Origin of the sequence: Knoellia sp. Soil729, assembly GCF_001427985.1 — a bacterium.
In the GTDB taxonomy this organism is placed as follows: domain Bacteria; phylum Actinomycetota; class Actinomycetes; order Actinomycetales; family Dermatophilaceae; genus Knoellia.
This window is the reverse complement of sequence record NZ_LMSA01000001.1, coordinates 307695-334102: the sequence shown is the minus strand read 5'-3', so window position 1 is coordinate 334102 and position 26408 is coordinate 307695. Positions and strand designations below refer to the sequence as shown.

Annotated in this window: 27 protein-coding genes; 18 read left to right on the top strand and 9 right to left on the bottom strand. The window is 68.9% G+C overall.

From position 1 onward, the window contains the following. The first annotated feature begins 2 nt into the window (after positions 1-2). Together ASG74_RS01560 and ettA are read left to right on the top strand one after the other, a co-directional pair. A complete protein-coding gene (locus ASG74_RS01560) occupies positions 3-539 on the top strand; it encodes a single-stranded DNA-binding protein (RefSeq protein WP_056138270.1) in 537 nt (178 codons plus the stop codon). 54 nt (positions 540-593) lie between these two features. Continuing rightward, a complete protein-coding gene (gene ettA / locus ASG74_RS01555) occupies positions 594-2276 on the top strand; it encodes an energy-dependent translational throttle protein EttA (RefSeq protein WP_056138268.1) in 1683 nt (560 codons plus the stop codon). On the opposite strand, the gene thpR is transcribed toward ettA, so the two are convergent. Then, complete coding sequence (thpR, locus tag ASG74_RS01550; protein WP_235498759.1) at positions 2263-2868, bottom strand: RNA 2',3'-cyclic phosphodiesterase; 606 nt, start codon at positions 2866-2868, stop codon at positions 2263-2265. The two genes, ettA and thpR, sit on opposite strands and share 14 nt — an antisense overlap. Before the next feature lie 27 nt (positions 2869-2895). Between thpR and ASG74_RS01545 the strand changes: the two genes are divergently transcribed. Next, on the top strand, positions 2896-3807 hold the full coding sequence (locus ASG74_RS01545) for an LLM class F420-dependent oxidoreductase (RefSeq protein ID WP_056138267.1): 912 nt from the start codon (positions 2896-2898) through the stop codon (positions 3805-3807). Between the two features lie 7 nt (positions 3808-3814). On the opposite strand, the gene gdhA is transcribed toward ASG74_RS01545, so the two are convergent. The 3 genes from gdhA to ASG74_RS01530 form a co-directional block, all read right to left on the bottom strand. Further along, positions 3815-5164, bottom strand: a complete 1350-nt coding sequence (gene gdhA / locus ASG74_RS01540) for an NADP-specific glutamate dehydrogenase (RefSeq protein ID WP_056138264.1) — start codon at positions 5162-5164, stop codon at positions 3815-3817. Between the two features lie 101 nt (positions 5165-5265). Then, positions 5266-5997 carry a class I SAM-dependent methyltransferase gene (locus ASG74_RS01535; protein WP_056138261.1) on the bottom strand — a complete coding sequence of 244 codons (732 nt, stop codon included), beginning with the start codon at positions 5995-5997 and terminating at the stop codon, positions 5266-5268. An 11-nt stretch (positions 5998-6008) separates the two neighbouring features. Then, entirely contained in the window at positions 6009-6650 is a 642-nt protein-coding gene (locus ASG74_RS01530) for a TetR/AcrR family transcriptional regulator (RefSeq protein ID WP_082569451.1), read from the bottom strand. A 71-nt stretch (positions 6651-6721) separates the two neighbouring features. Here ASG74_RS01530 and ASG74_RS01525 point away from each other — a divergent pair, with 71 nt between their 5' ends. The 12 genes from ASG74_RS01525 (at position 6722) to ASG74_RS01470 (ending at position 16038) form a co-directional block, all read left to right on the top strand. Next, positions 6722-7876: an acyl-CoA dehydrogenase family protein gene (locus ASG74_RS01525; protein ID WP_056138259.1), complete on the top strand. Its 1155-nt coding sequence runs from the start codon at positions 6722-6724 to the stop codon at positions 7874-7876. Positions 7877-8238: 362 nt separating this feature from the next. Next, positions 8239-9051: a sigma-70 family RNA polymerase sigma factor gene (locus ASG74_RS01520; protein ID WP_056138257.1), complete on the top strand. Its 813-nt coding sequence runs from the start codon at positions 8239-8241 to the stop codon at positions 9049-9051. Positions 9052-9134: 83 nt separating this feature from the next. Further along, the gene (locus tag ASG74_RS01515) at positions 9135-9386 is read left to right on the top strand and encodes a DUF2795 domain-containing protein (protein ID WP_162252769.1); all 252 of its coding nucleotides are present in this window, start codon (positions 9135-9137) and stop codon (positions 9384-9386) included. A 100-nt stretch (positions 9387-9486) separates the two neighbouring features. Then, positions 9487-9747: a WhiB family transcriptional regulator gene (locus ASG74_RS01510; RefSeq protein WP_235498758.1), complete on the top strand. Its 261-nt coding sequence runs from the start codon at positions 9487-9489 to the stop codon at positions 9745-9747. An 80-nt stretch (positions 9748-9827) separates the two neighbouring features. Continuing rightward, entirely contained in the window at positions 9828-10127 is a 300-nt protein-coding gene (locus tag ASG74_RS01505; protein ID WP_056138251.1) for a GlsB/YeaQ/YmgE family stress response membrane protein, read from the top strand. Between the two features lie 169 nt (positions 10128-10296). After that, positions 10297-11064: a GAF and ANTAR domain-containing protein gene (locus tag ASG74_RS01500; RefSeq protein ID WP_056138249.1), complete on the top strand. Its 768-nt coding sequence runs from the start codon at positions 10297-10299 to the stop codon at positions 11062-11064. Positions 11065-11136: 72 nt separating this feature from the next. Further along, positions 11137-11610 carry a hemerythrin domain-containing protein gene (locus tag ASG74_RS01495; protein ID WP_056138247.1) on the top strand — a complete coding sequence of 158 codons (474 nt, stop codon included), beginning with the start codon at positions 11137-11139 and terminating at the stop codon, positions 11608-11610. A gap of 346 nt (positions 11611-11956) precedes the next feature. Then, the gene (locus tag ASG74_RS01490) at positions 11957-12340 is read left to right on the top strand and encodes a hypothetical protein (protein WP_056138245.1); all 384 of its coding nucleotides are present in this window, start codon (positions 11957-11959) and stop codon (positions 12338-12340) included. Continuing rightward, positions 12337-13566: an NRAMP family divalent metal transporter gene (locus ASG74_RS01485; protein ID WP_056138239.1), complete on the top strand. Its 1230-nt coding sequence runs from the start codon at positions 12337-12339 to the stop codon at positions 13564-13566. The genes ASG74_RS01490 and ASG74_RS01485 overlap by 4 nt, the downstream gene beginning before the upstream one ends. Next, positions 13566-14399, top strand: a complete 834-nt coding sequence (locus ASG74_RS01480) for a hypothetical protein (protein ID WP_056138237.1) — start codon at positions 13566-13568, stop codon at positions 14397-14399. The genes ASG74_RS01485 and ASG74_RS01480 overlap by 1 nt, the downstream gene beginning before the upstream one ends. Before the next feature lie 65 nt (positions 14400-14464). Further along, positions 14465-15421, top strand: a complete 957-nt coding sequence (locus tag ASG74_RS01475) for a TIGR03557 family F420-dependent LLM class oxidoreductase (protein ID WP_056138235.1) — start codon at positions 14465-14467, stop codon at positions 15419-15421. Then, on the top strand, positions 15418-16038 hold the full coding sequence (locus ASG74_RS01470; protein ID WP_056138233.1) for a flavodoxin family protein: 621 nt from the start codon (positions 15418-15420) through the stop codon (positions 16036-16038). Before ASG74_RS01475 ends, ASG74_RS01470 begins: the two co-directional genes overlap by 4 nt. 10 nt (positions 16039-16048) lie before the next feature. Here ASG74_RS01470 and ASG74_RS01465 read toward each other — a convergent pair whose 3' ends face one another. The 4 genes from ASG74_RS01465 to fabG are packed head-to-tail and all read right to left on the bottom strand — an operon-like array spanning position 16049 to position 18781. Then, complete coding sequence (locus tag ASG74_RS01465; RefSeq protein ID WP_056138231.1) at positions 16049-16570, bottom strand: SRPBCC family protein; 522 nt, start codon at positions 16568-16570, stop codon at positions 16049-16051. Continuing rightward, positions 16567-16923, bottom strand: a complete 357-nt coding sequence (locus ASG74_RS01460) for an ArsR/SmtB family transcription factor (RefSeq protein WP_056138229.1) — start codon at positions 16921-16923, stop codon at positions 16567-16569. Before ASG74_RS01460 ends, ASG74_RS01465 begins: the two co-directional genes overlap by 4 nt. A 49-nt stretch (positions 16924-16972) precedes the next feature. Then, positions 16973-18016 (bottom strand): acyltransferase family protein, encoded by a 1044-nt coding sequence (locus ASG74_RS01455; protein WP_056138227.1) that lies wholly within the window; start codon positions 18014-18016, stop codon positions 16973-16975. A 9-nt stretch (positions 18017-18025) separates the two neighbouring features. Then, on the bottom strand, positions 18026-18781 hold the full coding sequence (fabG, locus tag ASG74_RS01450; protein ID WP_056138225.1) for a 3-oxoacyl-ACP reductase FabG: 756 nt from the start codon (positions 18779-18781) through the stop codon (positions 18026-18028). Positions 18782-18938: 157 nt separating this feature from the next. On the opposite strand from fabG, the gene glgX reads away from it, so the two are divergent. Genes glgX through treZ form a run of 3 tightly spaced genes read left to right on the top strand, consistent with a single transcriptional unit; the run spans position 18939 to position 25338 of the window. Then, positions 18939-21092, top strand: a complete 2154-nt coding sequence (gene glgX, locus ASG74_RS01445; protein WP_056139524.1) for a glycogen debranching protein GlgX — start codon at positions 18939-18941, stop codon at positions 21090-21092. Positions 21093-21097: 5 nt separating this feature from the next. Further along, a complete protein-coding gene (gene treY / locus ASG74_RS01440; RefSeq protein WP_056138223.1) occupies positions 21098-23623 on the top strand; it encodes a malto-oligosyltrehalose synthase in 2526 nt (841 codons plus the stop codon). Next, the gene (gene treZ / locus ASG74_RS01435) at positions 23620-25338 is read left to right on the top strand and encodes a malto-oligosyltrehalose trehalohydrolase (protein WP_056138222.1); all 1719 of its coding nucleotides are present in this window, start codon (positions 23620-23622) and stop codon (positions 25336-25338) included. The genes treY and treZ overlap by 4 nt, the downstream gene beginning before the upstream one ends. A gap of 87 nt (positions 25339-25425) precedes the next feature. Here the strand turns inward: treZ and ASG74_RS01430 are convergent, their stop codons facing one another. Next, entirely contained in the window at positions 25426-26391 is a 966-nt protein-coding gene (locus ASG74_RS01430) for an acyl-CoA thioesterase (RefSeq protein ID WP_056138217.1), read from the bottom strand. Positions 26392-26408: the final 17 nt, after the last annotated feature.

Sequence of the window (26408 nt, the reverse complement as noted above, 5' to 3'; positions counted from 1 at the left end):
CCATGCAGGACACCATCGTGACCGTCCACGGACGACTCGTCGCCGACCCCGAGGTCTGCGTCGGGCGCAGCGGACAGCCTTACGCCAAGTTCCGGATCGCCTCCACGCCGCGGCGGCCCGTCGCAGGACAGCCGGGCGCCTTCGAGGACGGCGACACCGCCTTCTACACCGTCTATGCGTTCCGCAACCTCGGCGCCAACGTCGTGAAGTCCTTCTCGCGCGGTGAGCCGGTGGTCGTGCTCGGCCGCTTGCGCGTGCGCGAGTTCCAGCGGGAGGACAAGTCCTACGGCACCTCCGTCAACATCGACGCCAACGTCGCCGGCCACGACCTGAACTGGGGACAGGCGGTCTATGAGAAGGTCGCCAAGCCGTCCTACGGCTCCGGCGACCGGATGGACGACGCGTTCAGCGGCGAGGAGGAGCCGTCCCGCTACGGGGACGCCGAGACCGACGACTACCTGTTGGCCGAGCGGCCGTCCGACTCCGCGCCCCTCCAGGAGTCCGAGGCACTCGCGGAGTCCGCCGAGGCTGCGGCCTGAGGAGGCGTTCCGCGGCGATTCGGGGATGGGGCAGGCAGTCGATAGCCTTGCCCCATGCCCGAGTACATCTATGTCATGGCGCGCGCCCGCAAGGCGCACGCCGAGAAGGTCATCCTCGATGACGTCACGCTGTCGTTCCTGCCCGGCGCCAAGATCGGCGTCGTCGGCCCCAACGGAGCGGGCAAGTCGTCCGTCCTCAAGATCATGGCCGGCCTGGACCAGCCCTCCAACGGCGAGGCGCGCCTGACCCCGGGCTACAGCGTCGGAATCCTCATGCAGGAGCCCGAGCTCAATGAGGACAAGACCGTCCTCGGCAACGTCGAGGAGGGCGCGGGCGAGATCAAGGCCAAGCTCGACCGCTACAACGCCATCTCCGAGGAGATGGGTGAGCCCGACGCCGACTTCGACTCGCTCATGGTCGAGATGGGCAAGCTCCAGGAGGAGATCGACGCGGCCGACGCGTGGGACCTCGACTCACAGCTCGAGCAGGCGATGGACGCCCTGCGCTGCCCGCCGCCGGACGCTGACGTCACCGTCCTCTCCGGTGGCGAGCGCCGACGCGTCGCCCTGTGCAAGCTGCTCCTGCAGAAGCCGGACCTGCTGCTCCTCGACGAGCCCACCAACCACCTCGACGCGGAGTCCGTGCTCTGGCTCGAGCAGCACCTCGCGGCTTACCACGGCGCCGTGGTCGCCGTGACCCACGACCGCTACTTCATGGACAACGTGGCCGAGTGGATCCTCGAGCTCGACCGCGGTCGCGCCTACCCCTACGAGGGCAACTACTCGACCTACCTCGAGAAGAAGCAGGCCCGTCTGCAGATCCAGGGCAAGAAGGACCAGAAGCTGTCCAAACGGCTCGCCGACGAGCTCGAGTGGGTGCGCTCCAACGCCAAGGCGCGCCAGACCAAGTCCAAGGCACGCCTGGCCCGCTACGAGGAGATGGCGGCCGAGGCCGACCGCACCCGCAAGCTGGACTTCGACGAGATCCAGATCCCCCCGGGCCCGCGCCTGGGCAGCAAGGTCATCGAGGTCAGGGACCTCAAGAAGGGCTTCGGCGACCGCGTCCTCATCGACGGGCTCTCGTTCTCGTTGCCGCGCAACGGCATCGTGGGGGTCATCGGCGCCAACGGTGTCGGCAAGACCACCCTCTTCAAGACCATCGTGGGCCTCGAGCCGGCCGACGGCGGCGTCGTCGACATCGGCGAGACCGTCAAGATCTCCTACGTCGACCAGAGTCGTGGCGGCCTCGACCCCAACAAGAACCTCTGGGAGACCGTCTCCGGCGGCCACGACTACATCCAGGTCGGTCAGGTCGAGATCCCTTCGCGCGCCTACGTGTCGCAGTTCGGCTTCAAGGGCCCCGACCAGCAGAAGAAGGCCGGCGTCCTCTCGGGTGGCGAGCGCAACCGGCTCAACCTCGCGCTGACCCTCAAGGAGGGTGGGAACCTGCTCCTCCTCGACGAGCCGACCAACGACCTCGACGTCGAGACACTGGGCTCCCTCGAGAACGCCCTGCTCGAGTTCCCCGGCTGCGCCGTCGTCATCAGCCACGACCGCTGGTTCCTCGACCGCGTGGCGACCCACATCCTCGCCTACGAGGGCACTGACGAGAACCCGGGCAGCTGGTACTGGTTCGAGGGCAACTTCGAGGCCTACGAGGCCAACAAGATCGAGCGGCTCGGTGAGGACGCGGCCCGACCGCACCGCGTCACCTACCGCAAGCTCACCCGCGACTGACCGTTGCACCGAGGGGGCAGACCGCTACGGGCTCGTAATGCTGTCTGCCCCTTCCTTCTCCCCGGTGTGACAGGAAGAGCGTCACCTCGTCCGCGACCCACGGTGGGCCGGAATACGCGTCCATCACGCGCAGCCAGTGCGTCGCCTCGAAGGGGTGGCGTGAGCGGGCCAGAGTGAGGTGCGGGCGATAGACGCCGCCGGCGGGTGAGGCGCCGACCCGTCCGCACGCGCGGCGCACGCCGAGCGCCAGCCTCCCGAGGTCCGCGAGCCCGTCGGGGTGCTCCGAGCGCACGCCCGTCCAGACGACCCGAGCCTCTGCGGGGTTTGGGAAGGTGCCAGCACCGCTGAGCCACAGGGGAATTGACGCGTGCTGACTGGCGACCCGGGCCGCCTGCTCCAACACGTCGTCGAGGCGGGCAGTCGCCACCTCGGGCATGAAGGCGAGCGTCACGTGCCAGAGATGCGACGGCGTCCAGCGCAGGTCGGAGGAGACGTCCCGGCGTGGCTCGACGAACCGCTCGAGGTCTGCGTGGGCGTCCGGTGGCGGCACGACCGCGGCAAAGATGCGCACCGTCCCATTGTGCTTGCTCATCAGCCCACCACGGCGCAGGATCTCCTCATGCGCTGTGGACTGCAGGTCTCCTCGTTCTCCTGGCCGGGCGCCCCCGCGTCGCTCGGTCCCACCTTCCGGCGGGTTGCCCGGAACGCGGAGGGAGCCGGCATGGCTTCCCTGTGGGTCATGGACCACTTCTTCCAGATCTCGATGAACGGCCCGCCCGAGGCCGAGATGCTGGAGGGCTACACGACCCTGGCGTATGCCGCCGCGGTCACCGAGCGCATCGAGCTCGGCACGCTCGTGACCGGGGTGACCTACCGCCACCCCGGAATCCTCGCCAAGACGGTCACGACGCTCGACGTCCTCTCCGGTGGCCGCGCGTGGCTCGGCATCGGCGCCGCCTGGAACGAGGAGGAGCACCGCGGCCTGGGCGTGCCGTATCCCGCTGTCTCCGAACGGTTCGAGCGGCTCGAGGAGACGCTGCAGATCGCGCGCCAGATGTTCGACGGTGACCAGACGCCGTATGCCGGCACGCACTACTCGCTCGAACGTCCCCTCAACAGCCCGGCGCCGTTGCGTCGCGTGCCGCTGCTCATCGGAGGCAGTGGACCCAGGAAGACGCTGCGCCTGGTTGCGAAGTACGCCGACGCCTGCAACCTGTTCGACGCAGGCCCCGAGGCGATGGCCGAGCGGCTGGCCATCCTGCGTGGGCACTGCGACGACGTGGGCCGAGACCCTCGCGAGGTCGAGGTGACCGCACTGTCACGGCTGACGCTCGGGCGCTCCGGAGACACAGCTCCCAGCGGAGCGACGGTCAAGTCGGTGGACGAGGCGGTGGAGTACTACGGCACGCTCGCACGGGTGGGGCTCGACCACGTCATCCTGTCCATGGACAACGACACGGACGACACGGCATACGAGCTCGTCGCCGAGCTGGTTCGCCAGCTGGAGCCGGTGACCGCCGGCACCTGGTGAGCTCCCGTCAGATGACGCCGAGGGACAGCATGGCGTCCGCCACCCGGGTGAAACCGGCGATGTTCGCACCGGCGACGTAGCTCCCCGGGCTGCCGTACTCCTCCGCCGTCTCGAGGCACCGGTCGTGGATGCCGCGCATGATCTCGGCGAGACGCTCCTCGGTGTGCTCGAAGGTCCACGAGTCGCGCGAGGCGTTCTGCTGCATCTCCAACGCGCTGGTGGCCACGCCGCCGGCGTTGGCGGCCTTGCCAGGCGCAAAGATCACCCCGGCCTCGGTCAGCGCACGCGCCGCCTCGGGCGTGCACGGCATGTTGGCGCCCTCGGCCACCACCACGCAGCCGTTGCGGGCCAAGGTGTGAGCGTCCGCCTCGTCGAGCTCGTTCTGTGTGGCGCAGGGGAGGGCGATGTCGCACGGAACCTCCCAGAGGCGTCCGTCCTCGGCATGCGACGAGCCGTTGCCACGCAGCTCGACGTAGTCGGCGAGGCGCGCACGACGCACCTGCTTGACCTCCTTGAGCAGCTCGAGGTCGATGCCCTTGTCGTCCACGACGAAGCCGGAGGAGTCCGAGCACGCCACGACGGTGCCGCCGAGCTCGTGCACCTTCTCGATGGCGTAGGTGGCGACGTTGCCGGAGCCGGACACGACGACGCGCTTGCCGTCGAACGACGAGTCGCGGGCCCGCAGGGCTTCCTGGGTGAAGAAGACGGTTCCGTAGCCCGTGGCCTCGGTGCGCACCTGGGAGCCGCCCCAGGTCAGCCCCTTGCCGGTGAGGACGCCGGACTCGTAGCGGTTGGTGATCCGCTTGTACTGGCCGAAGAGGTAGCCGATCTCGCGGCCGCCGACACCGATGTCACCGGCAGGTACGTCGGTGTACTCACCGATGTGGCGGTAGAGCTCGGTCATGAAGGCCTGGCAGAAGCGCATGACCTCGCCGTCGGAGCGGCCCTTGGGGTCGAAGTCGGACCCGCCCTTGCCGCCGCCGATGGGCATGCCGGTCAGCGAGTTCTTGAAGATCTGCTCGAAGCCGAGGAACTTGATGATGCCGAGGTAGACCGAGGGGTGGAAGCGCAGGCCACCCTTGTAGGGGCCGAGGGCAGAGTTGAACTCGACGCGGAAGCCGCGGTTGATCTGGACGGTGCCGGCGTCGTCGACCCAGGGCACGCGGAAGATGATCTGGCGCTCGGGCTCGCAGAGCCGACGGATGACCGCGGAGTCGGCGTACTCGGGGTGCTTGGCGACCACCGGACCCAGGCTCTCGAGCACCTCGTTCACGGCCTGGTGGAACTCGGTCTCGCCGGGGTTGCGGGTCAGCACCTCGTCATAGATGTCCTGCAGTTTTGCGCTCAGGTTGCCCATGTGCGACTCGCCTCCGTCACTGTCGGTGAGTTCCGGACGTTAGTGGGACTCGACCGCAGTGTGGACAGCTGCCCACGTGCTGGTCAGTGGCCGCGCGCGCCTCAGCGCTTGGTCGCGGCCACGAACACCGAGCTGCCAAAGGGGAGGTCGGCCCGCTTGAGCACGGCCCGGTCGACCTTGGTCAGTCCCATGAGCACGTGGTGGAGCGCTCGCGGGACGTGCGGCACGTCGACGACGTCGGCCGGGGCTGCGTGCCGGTGCTGGCGGTCGCGCAGCCGGCGGGCGACCCGCTCCGCGACGAACCCGGGGAAGACCGACGTGAACGCGTAGGTCGAGCGCTGCACCCGGAACCCGGCCGCCTCCACCGCGGCCACGGCGCGGCGGCGCGTGTAGCGGCGGAAGTGCCCGTTGGCCACGTCGAAGTCGGTCCACGCCCACTGGTAGGCGGGCACCGCCATGAGGAAGGCCCCCCCGGGCTGGAGCACACGGGCCACCTCGGCCAGCGCCTCGTCCTCGGGGTCGCAGTGCTCGATGACGTCGAAGGCCGACACCATGTCGAAGCTCGCGTCGGCGAAGGGGAGGGACAGGGCCGAGCCGCACACCCCGTTGGCGCCCAGGCCACGTGGGTCGATGTCGAGGGAAGCCAGCTGCCTCGTGCCGTCGTGCAGCCAGCTCGCGCTGGGACCGTCTGCGCTGCCGATGTCCAGAACGGTGCGGCGCCCTCGGGCGAAGTCGCTCAGCGCGGCATGCAGGAGATCCGTGCGTGCGAGGTACCACCAGTAGTCGGGCTGCGCGATCGACGGGGAGCCCCCGTGTCCTCCGGCGTCGGTCATGGTGGCAGAGCCTAGCGGCGGGTGACGAGCCTGACCGCGAGCTCCCCGTTGGTGCGTCCGATGTCCTCCGGCGTGCGGCGGATCTCGGGGGAGTACCACCGCGCCACGTCAACCGCGAGCGAGAGCAGCGCCAGCGCCGTGGTGGAGGTGTCGGCCACCTCGAACTCGCCTCGTGACACGCCCTCGGCGAGGACGCCTCGCACCACCTGGTCGATCTCCTTGCGGAGGCTGAGGACGGCATCGCGGTGCTCGGGCGTCAGGTGACGGAACTCGTACTGGACGATCCGGCCGAGCTGGTGGTGCTCGGCGTGCCAGGTGGAGAAGCCGGCGATGATCGAGCGCAGGGCCTCTGTGGGTGAGTCCGTGGCCTCGGCGGCGGCCACGAGCTGGTCGCGGGCGGTCTGGTGCCCGCGTCGGCTCAGCTGGAAGAGGAGGTCTTCCTTGGACGTGAAGTGCACATAGACCCCGGCAGGCGACAGGCCCGCGCGCGAGGCGATGTCACGTGTCGTCGTGGCGTGGAAGCCCTTCTCGGAGAAGGCGTCGGCCGCCGCCATCATGAGCCGGACGGCGGTCGCGCCCGCCATGTCTCCGGAGTCCCCGAGCGTGGCGAGGATGCTCTGCTCGGACAGCGGTGATCCCGTGGTGGCCGACATGTTGACAGCATGCCCGACTGCGGCTTGACTAAGCAAGCGCTTAGTCACCGTTTTTCCTGGGAGGAAATGTCATGCCCCGCAACATCTACGACGCCGACCACGAGGCCTTCCGGAGCTCGGTGCGCGAGTTCGTCGAGAGGTCCCTCAAGCCCCGCGCCGAGGAGATGATCCGCGACCACGTCATCCCGCGTGACCTGTGGATCGAGGCCGGCAAGCAGGGCTTCTTCGGTCTGGGCATCCCCGAGGAGTTCGGCGGCGCCGAGGTCGAGGACTACCGCTTCAACGCGGTCATGGCAGAGGAGCTCGCGAAGTTCAACGCCGCCACCTCCTCCTGCTTCGGCATCCACTCGGACATCACGGCGCCCTACATCGTCGCCCTGGGCACCCAGGAGCAGAAGGAGCGCTGGCTGCCGCAGGTGGCGACGGGCGAGAAGATCCTGTCGATCGGCATGACCGAGCCGTCGGGTGGGTCCGACCTCGCCGCGCTCAAGACGACGGCGGTCAAGGCCGACGACGGCAGTGGCGACTGGATCATCAACGGCTCCAAGACGTTCATCACCAACGGCCACCAGTGCGACCTCGCCGTCGTCGCGGTGCGCACGGACCCGACCAAGGGCGCCAAGGGCATCTCGCTGTTCGTCCTGGAGGCCGAGGACGAGGGCTTCTCCAAGGGGCAGCCGCTGGACAAGGTCGGCCAGCCGGAGTCCGACACCTCGGAGCTCTTCTTCGACAACGTTCGCGTCCCGGCCGACCGCCTGCTCGGCGAGCCCGGGATGGGCTTCATCGCCATGATGCAGAAGCTTCCGCAGGAGCGGCTCGGCAACGCCATCGCCAACATCGCGAACGGTCGCCAGATCCTCGAGGAGACCATCGAGTACACCAAGGAGCGCAAGGCCTTCGGCCAGCCGATCGGAGCCTTCCAGCACAACAAGTTCAAGATCGCCGAGCTCGTGACCAAGGTCGAGGTGACCGAGGCCTACATCGACGACTGTGTGGTGGCGCACGCCGAGGGCAAGCTCACGGCAGTCGATGCTGCCAAGGCCAAGTGGTGGGCCGCAGAGGTCCAGTGCGACGTGCTCGACGAGTGCGTGCAGCTGCACGGTGGCTACGGGTTCATGAACGAGTACCGCGTGGCCCGCGCATGGAAGGACGCCCGCGTCCACAAGATCTGGGCGGGGACGAACGAGATCATGAAGGAGCTCATCGGCAGGGACCTCGGTCTCTGACGCAAGCGCAGAGATCGAGAAGGGTCGCTCTCTGACGCAAGCGCAGCGCAGGTGAGAGAAACACGTCGTATGCCGCCCGGCATACGACGTGTTTCTGTTGTGCCACTGCGGAATTGGTCGCAGTGCAGCGTGCGGGAGACGCCGCCCACCCCACGCTGTCGGAGGCAGACGACGCCCATGGCGGGCTACCCCTTGCTCCTCGATCCATTCGTTCCATGGAAGACGGATCTGCAGCCGCCGCCGGACTGCTCACCATTTTTGCCCTGGTGCTAAGCGTTGCGAAGGGGGTGTAGCGGTGGTTGTCTAGAGGTCTCGACCGGTCCAACAGCGGTGCCGTCGTCCCCCTATGTGAGAAGGACGTCATGGCATCGCTGCTGAGTATCTCCACCCACTCCTCCACGCATTCGTCCGGGCACAACGACCCCGACGACCCGAGCGTCGAGACCCTCTTGGAAGCGGCTCTGTGCGCCACGAACGAACAGCGCGCCGCTCGCCTTCGCAAGGAGGCGGTCGTCCTGACGCTCGACCTCGCGGACGGGCTGGCCCACCGCTACCAAGGACGGGGCATCGAGCTCGACGACCTCGTGCAAGTGGCCAGGATGGCGCTCGTCAAGGCGTCCCTGGGCTACCGACCCGGTATGGGGCACGGCTTTGCGCCCTACGCCTCGGCCACCATCAGCGGTGAGCTCAAGCGGCACTTCCGCGACTGCGGGTGGTCGGTGAGACCGCCTCGCCGGCTCCAGGAGCTCCGTGCGGACGTCGTGGCCCAGGAGGAGCAGCTCTGTCACGAGCTCCGTCGCATCCCCAGCGTGGCGGAGCTCGCAACGTCCCTGGATGTGGCGAGCGCCGACGTGCGTGAGGCCGCCGCGTGCTCTGCGGGCTACCGCGCCGAGTCGTTGAGTGCTCCGGACGCATGGGGCTCGACTCTGGCCGACCACGTCCCCTGTCCCGGTGACCCGTTCGCGGCCCTGGAGACCAGCGCTGCGCTGGGTAGCCTGGTCGCGCAGCTCCCCGAACGCGACCGCCGGATCCTGACGATGCGCTTCGTGGACGAGATGACGCAGGCCGAGATCGGCAGCCGTCTTGGCGTGAGCCAGATGCAGGTGTCCCGGTTGCTCTCCGCCGTCCTGGGGCGTCTGCGCACGGACCTGCTGGACGAGCGAGGGACGGCCTGACTCGGTCGTGTCCTGCCCATCGATTCCGAGGAATGGTGTGGCCGTGGTCTGGGTGGTCAACACGCATGGACGAGGAGGTCCCGATGGACGTCGATGAGACCGTCCCGTGCTGGCAGGAATGTGCTGCCCTGCTCTCGAACGAGTGCTTCCCCGCCAGCAAGGACGACCTCCTGGCAGCCCTCGTCCGGCAGCGGGCGCCCAGTCGCCTGCTTCGACACCTCCACGGGGTGGACGGGGATCCCTTCTTCGCCAACCTCGCGGAGGTGGTGCGTGCCTGCCGGGAGAGCCAGGGCCAGTCCTCCGTGGTCGAGGTTGCTGCGCACGCCGAGAGATGACTGCGGTGGTGACGTTTGCACGCGTGGTGGCGGGGCATTTCGTGGGGACGAACCCCTCGAGAGGCACGCCATGAAGAGGTCCCCACACCTGCCTTTGCCGTTGACGGAGAGCTACCAGTGGCAGGACCGCGCGAACTGCCGGCACACCTCGGTCGCCGTGTTCTTCGGGGCCGACCTCGCCCCGAGGGGTGACGACGGGGAGCGCGAGCGCCGCGCCAAGGAGGTGTGCCGGGGGTGCCCGGTCATCGACCTCTGCCTCGAGCACGCCCTGGCCGCCGAGGACCACGGGGTGTGGGGCGGGATGACCCCCAAGGAGCGACTGCAGGTGCGGCGCGACCGGGAGCGGCTGATCGCTTCGTGACGCGCACTCCCGACAGAGTCCGAGCCCTGTCTCGGCCTCCGTCCACAACGACGACGTTCCACACGACAAGGAGCACGACCATGATCGCAACACTTCTCGGCGCCGTCTTCGCTGGTCTCATCATCGGGGCGTCGGCCCGGCTCGTCCTGCCTGGCAGGCAGGACATCTCGCTGCTCATGACCGTCGTTCTGGGGTTCCTGGGGTCCCTCGTGGGTTCGTGGCTCGTCTACGAGTTCGGATACCACAATGCCAACGGCGGGTTCGAGGTCATCCCGTTCCTCGCTGGCATCGTGGTCGCGGCGGTGCTCATCCTCATCTACGGAAGAGTCACGGGACGGCGGCTGAGGACTGCTGAGGGGCGAAATGCCCGGGTGCCCTGAGACACGGCATACTTGGCACGGTCGGCGTAAGGCAGTGTGCTGTTCGCCGGCCGTCCCATGTCCGGGGCACAGGGGGCCATCGTCTATCGGCGCGGGTCCCCACATGGCGTAGTTTGGTGACATTGCGACGCGCACTGGTCGCGTACGTGCATGGTGGGAAGGAAGAGCGATGAGCTCGTCGGAGCCGTTGGAGATGGAGGAGTCGGCTCAGGTCATGAAGGTTCTGGCCGACACCTTCGACCGGGTGGGTGCGCTCGTGCGGGGTGGACGACTGGCTCCCGTGCTGGAAGCCATCCCCGGCGCGGCCGTCGAGGCGGTGGGCAACGCCCAGTTCTCGAGTGTGACGCTCCTGCAACGGGGCAGCTTCAACAGCATCGCTCCGACCGACGAGCGCGCTCGTCAGGCGGACGAGCTGCAGTACACACTGGGTTCGGGCCCGTGTGTCGACGCTGTCCTCGAGGACACGACGTACTGCCCGGAGGACCTGGAGCATGACGACCGCTGGCCGGTCTACAGCAGGAGGGTCGTGGACGAGCTGGGCGTGAGGTCCATGATGTCCTTCCGACTCGGAACCATGGAGACCGGCGTGGAGAGCGGCATCGCCGGCCTCAACCTGTACTCGCAGGAGTCCCGAGCCTTCGACGCCTCCGACCGCTGGACCGGTCTGCTCCTCGCGACCCACGCCACTGCGCTGGTCGCTGCGGCCGTCAACGCCGAACGCGCCGACCACCTGCAGGTGGCCCTGGAGACCAACCGCGAGATCGGCGCCGCCATCGGGATCCTCATGTCCACGCGCAAGCTCAGCCAAGAGGCCGCGTTCGCCGTCCTGCGCGTCGCCTCGCAGGACACCAACCGCAAGCTGGCCGCGGTCGCTGCAGACGTCGTTGCGACCGGGCAGCTCAACCTGTCGCCCCGGGCCAGGGGGCCGCAGGACTGACCCGACGTTTGGCGCGCGCTGCGGTGGGCATGACACCGGTGTCGCAGTTGTCCCTTCGTCGAAGGACCATCCATGCCCGGTGTCATCACCCTCATCAAGGACGACCACAAGAAGCTCGAGGCGGTCTTCAAGAAGCTGGAGTCCGCCGAGCCGGCGGACACGCCGCCGTTGCTCCAGCAGGTGCAGGAGCTTCTCGTCCCGCACTCGAAGGCCGAGGAGCAGGTGGTGTATCCGGCCATCAGGGAGGCGGCACCCGAGGAGGGCTCCGACGTGGACGACGGTCTGGCTGAGCACCACCACGTCGAGGAGACGCTCAAGAGCCTGCTCGGCGCCGACCCGGAGGCACCGGGCGTCGATGGACTGATCGCAGCGATGATCGGCGAGGTCCGCCACCACGTCGAGGAGGAGGAGACCCAGATCCTCCCCGCCTTCGCCGAGCAGGCCGACAACGCCCGGCTGAGTGAGCTGGGTGAGGCTTTCGTCCAGGCCAAGGAGCGCGCGCTCTCCGAGCTGACGGGGGGCACGACGGGCGCCACACGTTCCTAGGGTCCACGTGGCGTCAAGGCTTCATCCATTCAGACCGGAGTGGGTGGGGCCGCTCCATGTGCCGTGAGGCTGCGGACCTCTCCAGCGCCATAGAGCCACCCCCAGTGGCATGGTGGAAGTCGACGCCGCTGGCGGAAACCTGACTGTTGAAGATCGTTCAGCACAAGGAGGCGGAGATGACGACGGACGAAGGATGGCCACTCGCGGTGGCCTGGCTGACCTACCTCGTGTTCCTGTCCGTGCTCGCCCATCGCTTGCTGTGGCGACGGCGGTGAGGGGCTGGCCGGCACTGCTCCGTGCCGGGGCAGTGGGAGCGCTCGTGTGTCTGGTGCTGTCGGGTTGTGTCGTGCCCGCTCGCGACGGTGCCGCCTACCAGGAGGATGCCTCGCAGTCGCTGCAGTCCGCGACGAGTGCGGTGCGTTCGGCTGAGCTCGCCCTGCAGTCGTGGCTCGACGGCCGTATGCCGGGCACCTCGGCCGACGTCGTGGTCACCGATGCCGAGGGTGCGCTCGGGCCGATCGACGTCGCGTTCGGCGGAGTGGACCCGCCGAGCCGTGACAGCGACAAGGTGCGCTCGGACGTGGTGGGCCTGCTCGGCGACGCTGAGGATGCGTTGGCGCAGAGCAGGATCGCCGTGCGCCGCGACGACCCGGAGGGCGTCCGGGCGGCCCTGGACGCGCTGGACAAGGCCGCAGCCGACCTCGAAGCCACGACGGCCACACTGCGATGAAGAAGGTCTTCGCTGTCGCACTCGGCATCCTCACCGCCATCGGTGGGTTCGTCGACATCGGTGACCTCGTGACCAACGCGGCCGTCGGTGCCCGGTTCGGCGTGAGCCTGCTGTGGGTGGTGCCCGTCGGCGTCCTCGGCATCTGTGTCTTCGCCGAGATGAGTGGGCGGGTCGCCGCCGTGAGCGGGCGGGCGACCTTCGACCTCATCCGTGAACGGCTGGGACCGCGGATGGGCCTGCTCAACCTGCTGGCCTCCATGGCCGTCACCTTCTTGACCCTCGCCGCGGAGATCGGGGGTGTGGCCCTGGCGCTCGAGCTGGCGAGCAGCGTGAACGCCTACCTGTGGATCCCGTTCGTCGGGACCGCACTGTGGATCGTCCTGTGGCGGGTCAAGTTCGCCGTGCTCGAGAACGCCTTCGGGCTCGCCGGGCTGGCGCTGATCGTGTTCGCCGTCGCGGCGTGGCAGCTCGGCCCCGACTGGGGTGAGCTGGCCTCACAGGCGGCCATGCCGTCGGTGCCGGCGACGGAGGACGTGGCCGTCTACGCCTACTACGCCGTGGCTCTGTTCGGGGCCGCCATGACGCCCTACGAGGTCTTCTTCTTCTCCTCGGGCGGCGTCGAGGAGCACTGGAAGCCCGAGAACCTCAAGCTGATGCGGGCCAACGTCTTCATCGGGTTCCCGTTGGGTGGAATGTTGTCCGTCGCGATCGCGGTGAGCGCTGCGACGGTCCTGCTTCCCCGGGGCATTGAGGTGGCCACGCTCGGCCAGGTGGCCATGCCCGTCGTTGCCGCCACGGGCAAGATCGGGCTCGCTCTGGTCCTGCTCGGCTTCTTCGCCGCCACCTTCGGTGCTGCCTGCGAGACTGGCCTGTCCGTCGGCTACAGCGTCTCGCAGTACTTCGGGTGGCAGTGGGGCAAGTTCGTCGAACCGCTGCGGGCGGCCCGCTTCCACACGGTGGTCCTGCTGTCCTGTGTCGCTGCGGTCGGGCTGCTCCTGACCACCGTCGACCCCATCATGCTCACTGAGTACAGCGTGGTCTTCAGCGCTGTTGCCCTTCCCCTGACGTACTTCCCCATCCTCGTCGTCGCCAACGACCGGACCTACATGGGCGAGCACGTCAACGGCCGGGTCGCGAACGCCCTCGGCGTGGTCTATCTCGTCATCGTCCTCGTCGCGTCCATCGCCGCCATCCCGCTGATGATCCTCACGAAGGCAGGCCAGTGATGGACTCCCGCAAGCCGGGCGCCGAGCTCGCACTCAACCTGCGCCTGCTCGACCACCAGATCATGGGCCCCGAGGGCGAGCTCCTCGGCAACGTGGACAACCTCCTCATGGAGGAGGTGGACGGTCACTGGTTCGTGGCCTCCCTCATGACCGGTCCGGCGGCCGCCGCCCAGCGCCAGGGCGGGCGCATGGGCCGTTGGGTCGAGGCGATCTGGCGACGCATGCACCCCGACGCCGACCCCGTGCCGGTCGCCGTGCCCCTGCGCCACGTCACCAAGGTCGACTCCGCCGTGCACGTGGACGAGAGTGCCGCTCGTGCCCTTGCTCAGACCCAGGGCATCGAGCTGTGGCTGCGCGAGAACGTCATCTCGCGGTTGCCGGGCGGGCTCGCCGGCGACGACGACGACCGCGGTCCTGTGGCCACGCACCGGCGGCGCCACCCCGGCTTCGAGCCCGATCCCGGTGCGAGGCCGATCGGCCACCTGCTCGGGGCGGAGGTGAGGGACAGCGAGGACTCCTCGCTCGGGCGCGTCATCGAGCTCACGGCCACAACGGACGACGACGGCACCGAGGCGCTCGGGAGGCTCAGGCTCGATGCGCTGATCTGCTCCACCAGTCGCATCGGCGGCGAGCTCGGCTACACGTTGACCCCCGAGGGCCCGTGGGTGGTGCGGCGACTCGTGCAGGCACTTCACCGCGGCGACCGGCTGGTGCACGTGGACGACCTCGACCTCCACGCGTTCCTGGCAGCCGAGAAGCCGGAGGAGGGGCGGGCCACCACCCGCCTCACGGTGAGGCGTAACGCCGAGGTCACGCACCCCTACGACCGCTAGCGGTTTGGGCCCACGCCCGCGCGGGTACCAGCCAGTGTCCGCAGGCCCAGACGAGAGGACGACACGTGCAGTTCGGATACTTCCTGTCCTGTGAGGAGTACTCCCCGGCGGAGCTGGTCGACCAGGCGGTCCGGGCGGAGGCCGCTGGTTTCGACGCCTTGAGCATCAGCGACCACTTCCATCCGTGGAACGACGAGCAGGGGCAGAGCCCCTTCGTGTGGTCGGTCATCGGCGCGATCGCCCAGGCCTGCTCCCTGCCGGTCCTGACCGCCGTCACGTGCCCCACGGTCCGGGTGCACCCGGTCGTCATCGCCCAGGCCGCGGCCACGTCAGCGGTGATGCTGGACGGCAGGTTCGTCCTTGGCGTGGGGTCCGGAGAGGCCCTCAACGAGCACGTGACCGGGTCGGTCTGGCCGCACGCAGAGGTTCGCCTGGAGATGCTGGAGGAAGCGGTGGGCATCATCCGCGCGCTGTTCACCGGCGAGCAGGTGTCGCACCGTGGCAGGCACTACACCGTCGACACCGCGCGCCTGTACACCGTGCCGTCCACCCCGCCACCGATCTACGTCTCGGCCTTCGGGCCCAAGGCTCTCGAGCTGGCCGCCCGCATCGGTGACGGCTGGGTGACCACCTCGCCCGACCAAGAAGGCGCCGACACCTTCCGGAGCCTGCACGCCGGTGCACCCGCGGTGGCCGCCCTGAAGGTGGCCTACGCGCCCACGCGCGATGAGGGCGTGGACCATGCCCACCGGCTGTGGTCCAACGCCGGCGTGCCAGGAGAGCTGGCGCAGGTGCTCCCCACGCCGGCCCACTTCGAGCAGGCCTCCTCCTTGGTGACCCGGGAGGCGACCTCGGGGAGCGTGGCTGCGGGGTCTTCGCTGGACGAGCACCTCGAAGCCTTCGAGCCTTATCTGCACGTGGGGTTCGACACCTTGTACGTTGCCAACATGGGTCCCCACTACCGCGACATGATCGAGTTCTATGGGCGCGAGGTCCTCCCGGCGCTGCGAGACGCGTCATGACGGCCACGCAACGACCGCTCAAGGCGGTGGCGCTCACGTGCAGCCTCAAGCCGTCGCCGGAGCCATCCAGCACCGACCTGCTGTCGCAGCAGCTCCTGGACGCCCTGGCAACCCACGACGTGGAGTCGGAGCTCGTCCGGGTCGTCGACCATGACGTGCTGCCCGGCGTCGAGGCGGACATGGGAGAAGGCGATGCCTGGCCCGAGCTGCGCCGCAAGGTGCTCGACGCCGACATCCTCGTGCTGGGGACCCCGACCTGGATGGGGCAGCAGAGCAGCGTGTGCCAGCGGGTGCTCGAACGCCTGGACGCGGAGCTGTCCGACACCAACGACAAGGGCCAGCCCCTGACCTACGGCAAGGTGGCCTGCGCGGTCGTCGTCGGCAATGAGGACGGCGCCCACCACATCAGTGCGGTCCTCTTCCAGGGCCTCAACGACGTCGGCTTCACCATCCCCGCCGGTGGGGTGACCTACTGGAACGGCGAGGCGATGCACAGCACGGACTACAAGGACCTCGGCTCGACGCCCGAGGTGACCGCCGGCACGACGAAGACCTTGGCCGCCAACGCCGCTCACCTGGCGCGCCTCCTGCGTGGGGATGCCTACCCGGAAGCGTGACGCGTTCGGGTCAGCTCTGAGCTGCGGCGAGCTCCGCGAGGACGTCGTCGATGGCGTCGTAGGAGCTCTGCAGTCCGTGCTCCATGCCCGAGTCGATGACGGACTTGACCGTCTCGGGGGAGTCGTAGGTGATGACCGCCCGCAGAGTCGTGGTCCCCTCGTGCTCGACATAGGTCGTGTCGACGAGCGAGTACGGGCTGTCGATGTTGTCGAAGCGCTCCGTGTGTACGAGGTGACCGGGACGCTCGATCTCCTTGTAGCGGCCGGAGAACGAGACCTCCTCGCCTGACGAGTCGGCCGTCTGGGCGAAGTGCCAGGCGCCACCGACCCGGAGGTCCACCTCGCACGTCGTCATCGTGCCGTGTCCCGCGCCCCACCACCGGCGGATGTGCTCGGGGTTGGTCATGGCCTCGAAGACCAGGTCGGCGCTGGCGGGAAAGGCGCGGGTGATGACCAGCTGCGGGCCGGAGGTGGTGATGGTGGCGCGCTCGTGGGCGCCGGTGGCGGCGTGCTGCGTGAACTCTGTGCTCATGTCCGTCTCCTGTCGGTGTCGCCCTCGTCCGAGGGCTCGTGGATGGTCGCGAGGTAGCCGCCGAGGTTGTCGAGCTGCTCTTCCCAGTGCTGGCGATAGAGCTCGAGCCACGACGTCGCGTCCTGGAGGGGTGCCACCGAGATGCGGCAGTGGCGCCGCTGCCCGTCCCGGCTCTTGGTGATGAGGCCGGCGCGCTCGAGGACGGTGAGGTGCTTCGAGATCGCCGGCAGCGACATGGCGAACGGCTCGGCGAGCTCGCCGACCGTGGCGTCCCCCGAGGAGAGGCGAACCAGGATGGCCCGTCTCGTCGGGTCGGCCAGCGCGCCGAACGTGGTGCTGAGAGGGTCGGTCACATCGTTAACCTAGTGGATAATTAACTACTTGCTCAAATGTCCCCGGGGGTCATCTGAGCGGGCTGGTGAACAGCCACGGGAACCTGAGCCGTCGGCCGAGCCACCAGAGAGCGAGCGGGAGCACGAGGCCGGCCGCGGTGCTGACGAAGATCTGGGCCGCGAAGTTCTCGACGCCGAGGGAGTCCAGTGCGGCACGGGCACCGGCGATGGCCAGGATGTGGCCGAGGAAGAGCTCCAGCGACCGCTCACCCAGCAGCCCCAGCGGTCGCAGGAGTGCCGTGCGCGACAGCAGGCCGGCAATGGCGAGGACGGAGGCACACAGTGAGGTCGACGTCACGACGCCGAGCGCGATGCCGCCGGCCGTGCGCGGACCGATCCACGAGCTGGGTGGCATGGGGTTGGTGAGCAGCAGGAGCCCGGCGCCCACGAGAAGTCCGAGCGCCGCGATCCACCCGGTCCAGCGCGACGTCGTGATGCGGGACAACCGGCGCCGGCCCGCCAGCACCCCGACCCAGAAGAAGACCAGCAGGGCCAGGCCCTCCTCGAAGGCCCACTGCCCGGTCCAGCCCCACGCCGCCACGGCGGCGACGCCCACCGCCGCCATCGAGAGCACTGCCCTGCTGGGGCTGGCCCATGGGCGGGCCAGGACGGCCGCGAGCGACGCCAGAACCATGAAGGGGAGCCACCACAGCTGTCCGTATGCCGTGAGGAAGGACTGCAGGAACCCTGTGGTGTCGACGGGGTCACCGGCACCGACGGCCTCGAGCTGCTTCTCGCCGGCCTCGATCACCGTCCACACGACATAGAGATAGGTGAACAGGATGACCCGCGGTCTGAGGTAGGCCAGTCGACCCCGTTTCTCGACACCGGCGGGCAGGAACACGCCGGCCAGGAGGGCGAAGACGGCCACGTGGAACGAGTACAGCGCGTCGTCGATCTCGAGGAAGGTGCCCGACTGCCGGGGAAGGGTGTCGGGACCGGCCAGGCCCCGCAGGACATGGGACACCACGATCGCGGTGATCGCGATGCCCTTGGCCACGTCGAGCGAGCGGTCCCGCTCGGTGACGGCGGGCGCGGTGTCCACGTCGCTCACGTCCGGGGCTCAGTCGAGAGGCCCGCCGGCGACGTAGATCACCTGTCCGGAGACGAATCCGGCCTCCTGCGAGCAGAGGAAGGAGATCATGGCCGCGATGTCCTCGGGCTGGCCGACGCGCTGCACAGGGGTCTGCGAGGCGGCGTGGGCGAGGAAGTCCTCGAAGGAGACGCCCATGCGCTCGGCCGTCGCAGCCGTCATGTCCGTCTGGATGAAGCCGGGCGCGACCGCATTGGCAGTGACGCCGAACTTGCCGAGCTCGATGGCCAAGGTCTTGGTGAAGCCCTGCAGCCCCGCCTTGGCGGCGGAGTAGTTCGCCTGGCCCCGGTTGCCCTGGGCCGAAGACGACGAGAGGTTGACGATGCGCCCGAACTTCTCGGTCGTCATGTGGGCCTGGCAGGCCTTGGTCATGAGGAAGGCGCCACGCAGGTGGACGTTGATGACCGCGTCCCAGTCCGACTCGCTCATCTTGAAGATGAGGTTGTCGCGGATGATGCCGGCGTTGTTGACCAGCACCACCGGGGCTCCGAGCTCGTCGGCCACCCGGGCCACGCCGGCCCGGACCTGCTCGGCGTCCATCACGTCGATGCCGACGCCGAGGGCGGAGCCGCCGGCCTCGCGGATCGCGGAGGCGACCACCTCGCACGCGGCCTCGTCGAGGTCGACGATCGCCACGGCATACCCGTCCTTCGACAGGCGCTGGGCAGTCGCAGCACCGATTCCCCGAGCGGCTCCGGTGACGACTGCGGTCCGGTTCTGGTTCACGGCGTGTCCTTGTGGGTATCAGGTGGCGGGTAGGTTGGCGTCCTGCGCGAACGATACCCAGCCAGATCGACCGGCTCGTCGCTCGCGCCACGCGGGCCGCCGTCGTCCCGTGAGGAGAAGTGATCGTTTGACCCTGAACACGACGTTGGAGGCGGCCTTGGAGATCTGGCCCGGATCGGCATACCCACTCGGTGCAACCTATGACGGCAGCGGGGTGAACTTCGCGCTGTTCAGCGAAGTGGCCGAGGAGATCGAGCTCTGCCTCATCGACGACGACGGCGTCGAGACGCGGGTCGAGATGCAGGAGGTGGACCACTTCACGTGGCACTGCTACCTGCCCGGGCTCCAGCCGGGGCAGCGCTACGGCTACCGGGTGCACGGGCCCTACGAGCCCGAGGCCGGGCATCGGTGCGACCCGAGCAAGCTCCTGCTCGACCCCTATGCCAAGGCGATCGAGGGCCAAGTGTCCAACGACCAGGCGCTCTTCTCCTACGACTTCCTCGACCCGACGCAGCGCAACACCGAGGACTCGCTGGGCAAGACGATGCTCAGTGTCGTCATCAACCCCTACTTCGACTGGGGGCACGACCGGCCGCCGCGCCACGAGTACCACGACACCGTGATCTACGAGGCTCACGTCAAGGGCCTGACGATGACGCACCCCGACCTGCCCGAGGAGGTCCGAGGGACCTATGCCGCGATCGGGCACCCGGTGATCATCGACCACCTCAAGGAGCTCGGCATCAACGCCATCGAGCTCATGCCGGTGCACCAGTTCGTCCAGGACACCTCGCTCCAGGCCAAGGGCCTGACCAACTACTGGGGCTACAACACCATCGGGTTCCTCGCGCCGCACAACTCCTATGCGCAGGGGCAGCAGGGCCAGCAGGTCACCGAGTTCAAGGCCATGGTCAAGGCGCTGCACGAGGCCGGCATCGAGGTCATCCTCGACGTCGTCTACAACCACACCGCAGAGGGCAACGAGTTCGGCCCGACCATCTGCTTCCGCGGCATCGACAACGCGAGCTACTACCGCCTCGTCGACGACAACAAGCAGCACTACTACGACACCACCGGCACGGGCAACAGCCTGCTCATGCGCAGCCCGCACGTCCTCCAGCTCATCATGGACTCGCTGCGCTACTGGGTCACCGAGATGCACGTCGACGGCTTCCGCTTCGACCTGGCCGCCACGCTCGCCCGACAGTTCCACGAGGTGGACAAGCTCTCGGCCTTCTTCGACCTCATCCAGCAGGACCCGGTCATCTCCCAGGTCAAGCTCATCGCCGAGCCGTGGGACGTCGGAGACGGCGGCTACCAGGTCGGTAACTTCCCGCCACTGTGGACCGAGTGGAACGGCAAGTACCGCGACACCGTCCGCGACTTCTGGCGAGGCGTGCCGGCCACGCTGGGCGAGTTCGCGTCGCGCATCACCGGCTCCAGCGACCTCTACGAGCACAATGGCCGCCGCCCCATCGCGTCGATCAACTTCATCACCGCGCATGACGGCTTCACGCTGCGCGACCTCGTCTCCTACGACGACAAGCACAACGAGGCCAACGGCGAGGACGGCCACGACGGCGAGGGCCACAACCGTTCGTGGAACCATGGTGTGGAGGGCCCCACCGAGGACCCGGCGATCCGGGCTCTGCGCCTGCGGCAGCTCCGCAACTTCCTCACGACGTTGCTGCTCTCGCAGGGCGTGCCGATGATCAGCCACGGCGATGAGATCGGCCGCACCCAGAAGGGCAACAACAACGTCTACTGCCAGGACAACGAGCTGGCCTGGGTGGACTGGAACCTCGACGAGGACCAGCTCCAGCTGCTCGAGTTCACCAAGGCGGTCGTGCGGCTGCGGCAGAGCCACCCGGTCTTCAAGCGGCGCCGCTTCTTCGCCGGCTCGGCGGACCACGGCGGTCAGTCGACGCTGGGCGACATCTACTGGCTGCAGCCCTCCGGGGAGCCCATGGACGACTTCGGCTGGGACGGCGAGTCGCTGCGGGTCGCGATGTGGCTCAACGGTGGCGCCATCCACGAGCCTGACAGTCGCGGCCAGGTCATCACCGACGACGACTTCCTCGTCTTCTTCAACGCCGACGACGAGCAGGCCGCGTTCACGATCCCGGACGCCGAGTGGGGGGAGCGCTGGGTCACCGAGGTCGACACCTCTGCCAACCTCGTCGACCCCGGCTGGCACGAGGCCGGGTCCGAGATCGTCGTGGGGTCGCGCTCGGTGGTCGTCCTGCGCAGCCCGCGCGAGGTCGCGACGCACCCCGTCGGCGCCGCCAGCCCCGACCGCGTCGTCGGCTGATGCGTATGCCGTCTGCCCCGGTTGTCGTGGGCCCCTCTGGCCGCGCCGTGCCCACCTCGACCTACCGGCTCCAGATCCATGGTGGGTTCGGCTTCGACGCGGCAGCCGAGCAGGCGGCATACATCGCCTCCCTGGGCGTCTCGCACCTCTATCTCTCGCCGATCCTGCAACCCGCGCCGGGCTCGACGCACGGCTACGACGTCACCGACCACTCCTCGCTCAACGCCGAGGCAGGTGGTCGCAAGGCCTTCGACCGGCTGGTGGCGGAAGCCCACGAGTGCGGGCTGGGCATCATCGTCGACGTCGTCCCCAACCACGTGACGGTGCCCGACGCGACGCACCTCAACCCCGCGCTGTGGACGCTTCTCAAAGCGGGGCGAGACGCCGCGACCGCGTCCTGGTTCGACATCGACTGGTCGGCCCACGACGGCAAGGTCCTCATGCCGGTGCTCGGTGCATCACTCGAGGACGTGCTCTCGCAGGGTGAGCTGTCGCTGGCCCGTGACGGAGGTGCCGCCGGCGACGAGGCCGTGCTGCGCTACTACGACCACGAGTACCCCGTTGCCGCGGGGACCGAACACCTTCCGTTGGCGGATCTCGTTGCGGCCCAGCACTATCGACTCGCCAACTGGCGTGCAGGTGCCGACGAGCTGAACTACCGCCGGTTCTTCGACGTGACCTCGCTCCTCGCCGTGCGTGTTGAGGACCCCGAGGTCTTCGACGCCACCCACGAGCTCTTGCTCTCGCTCTTCCACGAGGGCGCCATCGACGGGTTCCGCATCGACCACCCTGACGGGCTGGCCGACCCGCAGGGCTACCTCGACCGGCTGGCCGAGGCAACGGGGGGTGCCTGGGTCGTCGCCGAGAAGATCCTCGAGGGCGAGGAGCAGCTGCCCGAGTCGTGGCGGTGCGCCGGGACGACCGGCTACGACACGCTGCTGCGGGTGCAGCAGGCGCTCACGTCGTCGGCCGGCGACGAGGTGCTCGACCGGCTGTGGGCCGAGCATGCGGCACAGGGCCGTGCCTCGCTCGACGACGTGGTGACCGAGTCCAAGGAGCTCGTCGTGGCCACCGTCCAGGCCGCTGAGGTCAACCGCCTCATGGGCCTCGTGACGTCCGCGTGCCCGCAGGAGGAGCCGGGAGGACTGCGCGCAGCCCTCGAAGCGCTTCTCGTGTCGATGGATCGCTATCGCGCCTACCTCGTGCCCGGCCAGTCGCAGGATCGGGACCAGCTCGCAGTGCTGGCGGCCGCAGCAGAGCGTGCGCACGGACTGCTCGACCCGGCGAACCACCCTCGGCTCGAGACGATTCTGGGTCTGGCGCGGGGTGAGGTGGCGCCGGGCATGGACCGGGATGTCGTCGACGAGTTCATGGTTCGCTTCCAGCAGACCTGTGGACCGGTCATGGCCAAGGGCATCGAGGACACGGCGTTCTACCGGTGGTTCCGGCTGAGCGGTGCCAACGAGGTCGGTGGGCACCCGTCGCACCTGTCGATCGGCGCCGACGCGTTCCATGACTTCGAGTCACGCCAGCTGGCCGCGTGGCCGACCACGATGACGACCCTGACGACCCACGACACCAAGCGCTCGGAGGACGTGCGCGCCCGGCTCATGACCCTCGCCGAGTCGGCCCAGGAGTGGGCGGAGTGGGTCCACGAGGCGTCGGACCTCGGTGCGGCACACCGTTCCTCGCTCGTGGACCCGGCGACCGAGTACCTCGTGTGGCAGACCGTCCTCGGGGCGTGGGCGATCGTCCCCGACCGCATCGAGACCTATGTCCTCAAGGCCGTCCGCGAGGCCAAGGACCACACGGCCTGGGTCGACGGCGACGCCGACTACGAGGCTGCCGTCGTGGGCTTCTCGCGAGCAGTGGTCGCGGACGCGGCGGTCGCCCGGCACATCGAGACCTGGCTCTCGCTGCACGCCGCCTCGGTGCGCGCCAACGTCCTCGGGCAGAAGCTGCTCCAGCTCGTGGCCGTGGGAGTGCCCGACGTCTACCAGGGCGCCGAGCTCCAGGTCCTCACGCTCGTCGACCCCGACAACCGGGGCGCCGTCGACTACGCCGAGCGCGCGGAACGCCTGGCGCGGCTCGACGCGGGGGAGCGCGCTCGTGACCTCGACGACGAGAAGCTGTGGGTGACCACGACGGCGCTGCGGCTCCGGCGCGAGCACCCGCAGTGGTTCGTCGGCGACGACGCCTCGTATGAGCGCCTCGAGAGCTCCACCCCGCACGCCGTCGCCCTCACCCGCGGCCGAACCGGGGCCGCATACCGTGATGTGCGCTCAGTTGCTCCTTCGTCGCAAACGCACCCATCGCGGGAGGTGGCGCCGGGGGGCGTGGTGGCTGTTGTCACGCGCGAGGCCGATCGGCTGGCTGCCGCTGGTGGGTTCGGCGAGGCCACCGTCCGGTTGCCTGAGGGGCGATGGCGCAACCTGTTGTGCGACACGAGGGCTGACACGTTCGAAGGCGATGCCTCTCTGGCCGACGTGCTCGTCGACCTGCCGGTGGCGCTGATGGTGAGGGAGTCATGATCGAGGTCTGGGCACCAGAGGCGGAGCAGGTGGAGATCGAGTTCGGCGCCCCCGGCCAGCGGCCCGCGCGGGAGCCGATGGCGCCTGCCGAGGGAGGCTGGTGGCGCTGGGAAGGCGACCACACGGCATACGCGGAGCTCGACTATGCGTTCGTGCTCGACGGCGAGGAGCCGGCGCTGCCGGACCCGCGCAGCGCCTGGCAGCCGCAGGGGGTCGACGGGCCGAGCCGGCTCTTCGACGTCCATGCCCACGAGTGGTCCGACGCGGGCTGGCGGGGACCGCGCGGTGGCGCGGGCACGCTGGGTGGCGTCATCTATGAGCTGCACGTCGGCACCTTCACGCCTGAGGGGACGTTCGACTCGGCGGTCGGGCGCCTCGACCACCTCGTCGACCTGGGGGTCGACGTCGTCGAGGTGCTGCCCGTCGCGGCGATTCCGGGCCGCTGGGGCTGGGGGTATGACGGCGTCGACCTGTATGCCGTCCACGACGCGCTCGGTGGTCCGGCCGCCTTCCAGCGGTTCGTCGACGAGTGCCATGCCCGTGGTCTCGGGGTGTGCCTCGACGTCGTCTACAACCACCTCGGGCCCAGCGGCAACTACCTGGGACGGTTCGGCCCCTACTTCACCCAGACGCACATGACGCCGTGGGGTCCGGCGGTCAACCTCGACGCTCCCGGGTCCCACGAGGTCCGGGCCTTCATCGTCGAGAACGCTCTGCGGTGGCTGCGCGACTTCCACGTCGACGCCCTGCGGCTCGACGCGGTCCACGCCCTCATCGACGAGGGGGAGCGGCACCTGCTGGCCGAGCTGTCCGACGACGTCGCCGCGCTGTCGGAGGCGCTCGGGCGACCGCTCGACCTCATCGCCGAGAGCGACCTCAACGACACGGCGATGGTCACTCCCACGGCAGACAGTGGCCTGGGGATGACGGCCCAGTGGGCCGACGACGTGCACCACGGTCTGCACGTGGCGCTCACCGGGGAGACGCAGGGCTACTACGAGGACTTCGCGGGTGGCACCCGGACACTCCCCCAGGGTGGCCCGCTCGACGTCCTCGCCAAGGTCCTGACGCGCGGGTTCCTGCACGACGGCGTCTGGTCGTCCTTCCGCGGGTGCGAGTGGGGCAAACCCATCGACGTCGACGGCCTGGACGGGCGCCGGCTCGTCACCTACCTGCAGACGCACGACCAGGTCGGCAACCGGGCGACCGGGGACCGGATCACCGCCCTGCTCACCCCCGGCCGGGCGGCCATCGGTGCGGCCCTCTATCTCCTGGGGCCGGGCACGCCGATGATCTTCATGGGTGAGGAGTTCGCGGCGTCGTCGCCGTGGCAGTTCTTTACCGACTTCCAGGACGAGGGCATGGCCGAGGCGGTGCGAGCCGGGCGGCGCGCGGAGTTCGGCGGCCATGGTTGGGCCGCAGCCGAGGTGCCCGACCCGCAGTCCCAGGGGACCCGTGATGCGAGCGTGCTGCGCTGGGAAGAGCTCTTGTCAGAACCGCACGCTTCGCTGCTCGGGTGGTACAAGCAGCTGATTGCGTTGCGGCGCACCGTCATCGGGACGTCGGAAACCCGCTTCGCTGATGTCACGTGTGATGTCGGTGTCGACGCTCGCTCGTTCAGGATGACGCACCGTGGCATCTCGGTCGCGGCCGACCTCGTGAGGGACGCGGTCACGGTGTCCGCGCCCGGCACACCCCACCTCGTCTTTCCCTGAACCCACCAGAAGTTGTGAATGGCGCTGTGCGCGCGTTCGGGACGGAGTCCCGACTGAGCGTGCTTGGCGCCATTGCCAACTTCGGTTTCAGCCGAGATCGCGCACGCGGAGCATCCCCTCCTGCGCGACCGATGCGAGCAGCGTGCCGTCAGCAGAGAACATCCGGCCGATGCCGAGCCCCCGACCGCCCTGCGCGGACGGTGACTGCTGGGCATAGAGGATCCACTCGTCCGCGCGGGCGGGCCGGTGGAACCACATGGCGTGGTCGAGGCTCGCGACGTTGAGGCCGCCGCCCACCCACTGGCGGCCGTGGCGGCGCAGGACCGGTTCGAGCAATGCGTAGTCAGAGGCATAGGCCAACACCGCCGCGTGCAGCAGCGGGCCGTCGGGGAGTGCGCCGACGGCACGGATCCACACGCTCTGTCTTGCGACCTGCTCCTCGCCGGGAGCCAGGAAGAGGTTGCCCTCGACGTGGCGCTGCTCGATGGCTCGACCCTCGGCGAGGTGCCTCGCGCCGGGGTCGTCGATGCCACCGAACGCGTCACCGAGGGACTGCAGTCCCTCAGGTGCGGGCACGTCCGGCATCTCGTCCTGGTGGTCGAGGCCACCGGCTGGCTCCTGGAACGAGCAGCTCATCGACAGGATCGGCTTGCCGTTCTGGATGGCGTGGGCGCGCCGCGTCGAGAAGGAGCGGCCGTCCCGCATGTTCTCGACCGCGAAGTGGATCGGCTGCGTGTCGTCACCGGGCCGCATGAAGTAGGCGTGCAGGGAGTGGATCGGACGCGGGGTGCCGCTCTCGGCCGCCTGCACCGTGCGACCGCATGCGACGACTCCCTGGGCGAGGACCTGGCCACCGAAGACGCGCCCATGAGGCATCTTCTGGCTCTGCCCCAGGAACAGCGTCATCTCCTCGGCGAAGGTCGCCGGCACCGAGACGGAGCCACCATGGGCGCCCTTGGAGGACGTCGTGATGTTGACATCGGCAGTTCCCACCTCCTCGAGGTCGAGGACGGCAAGGAGATCGGCGAGGGCGGCGTGCGCGGGGTCGGTCACAGGCGTCACCCTAACGA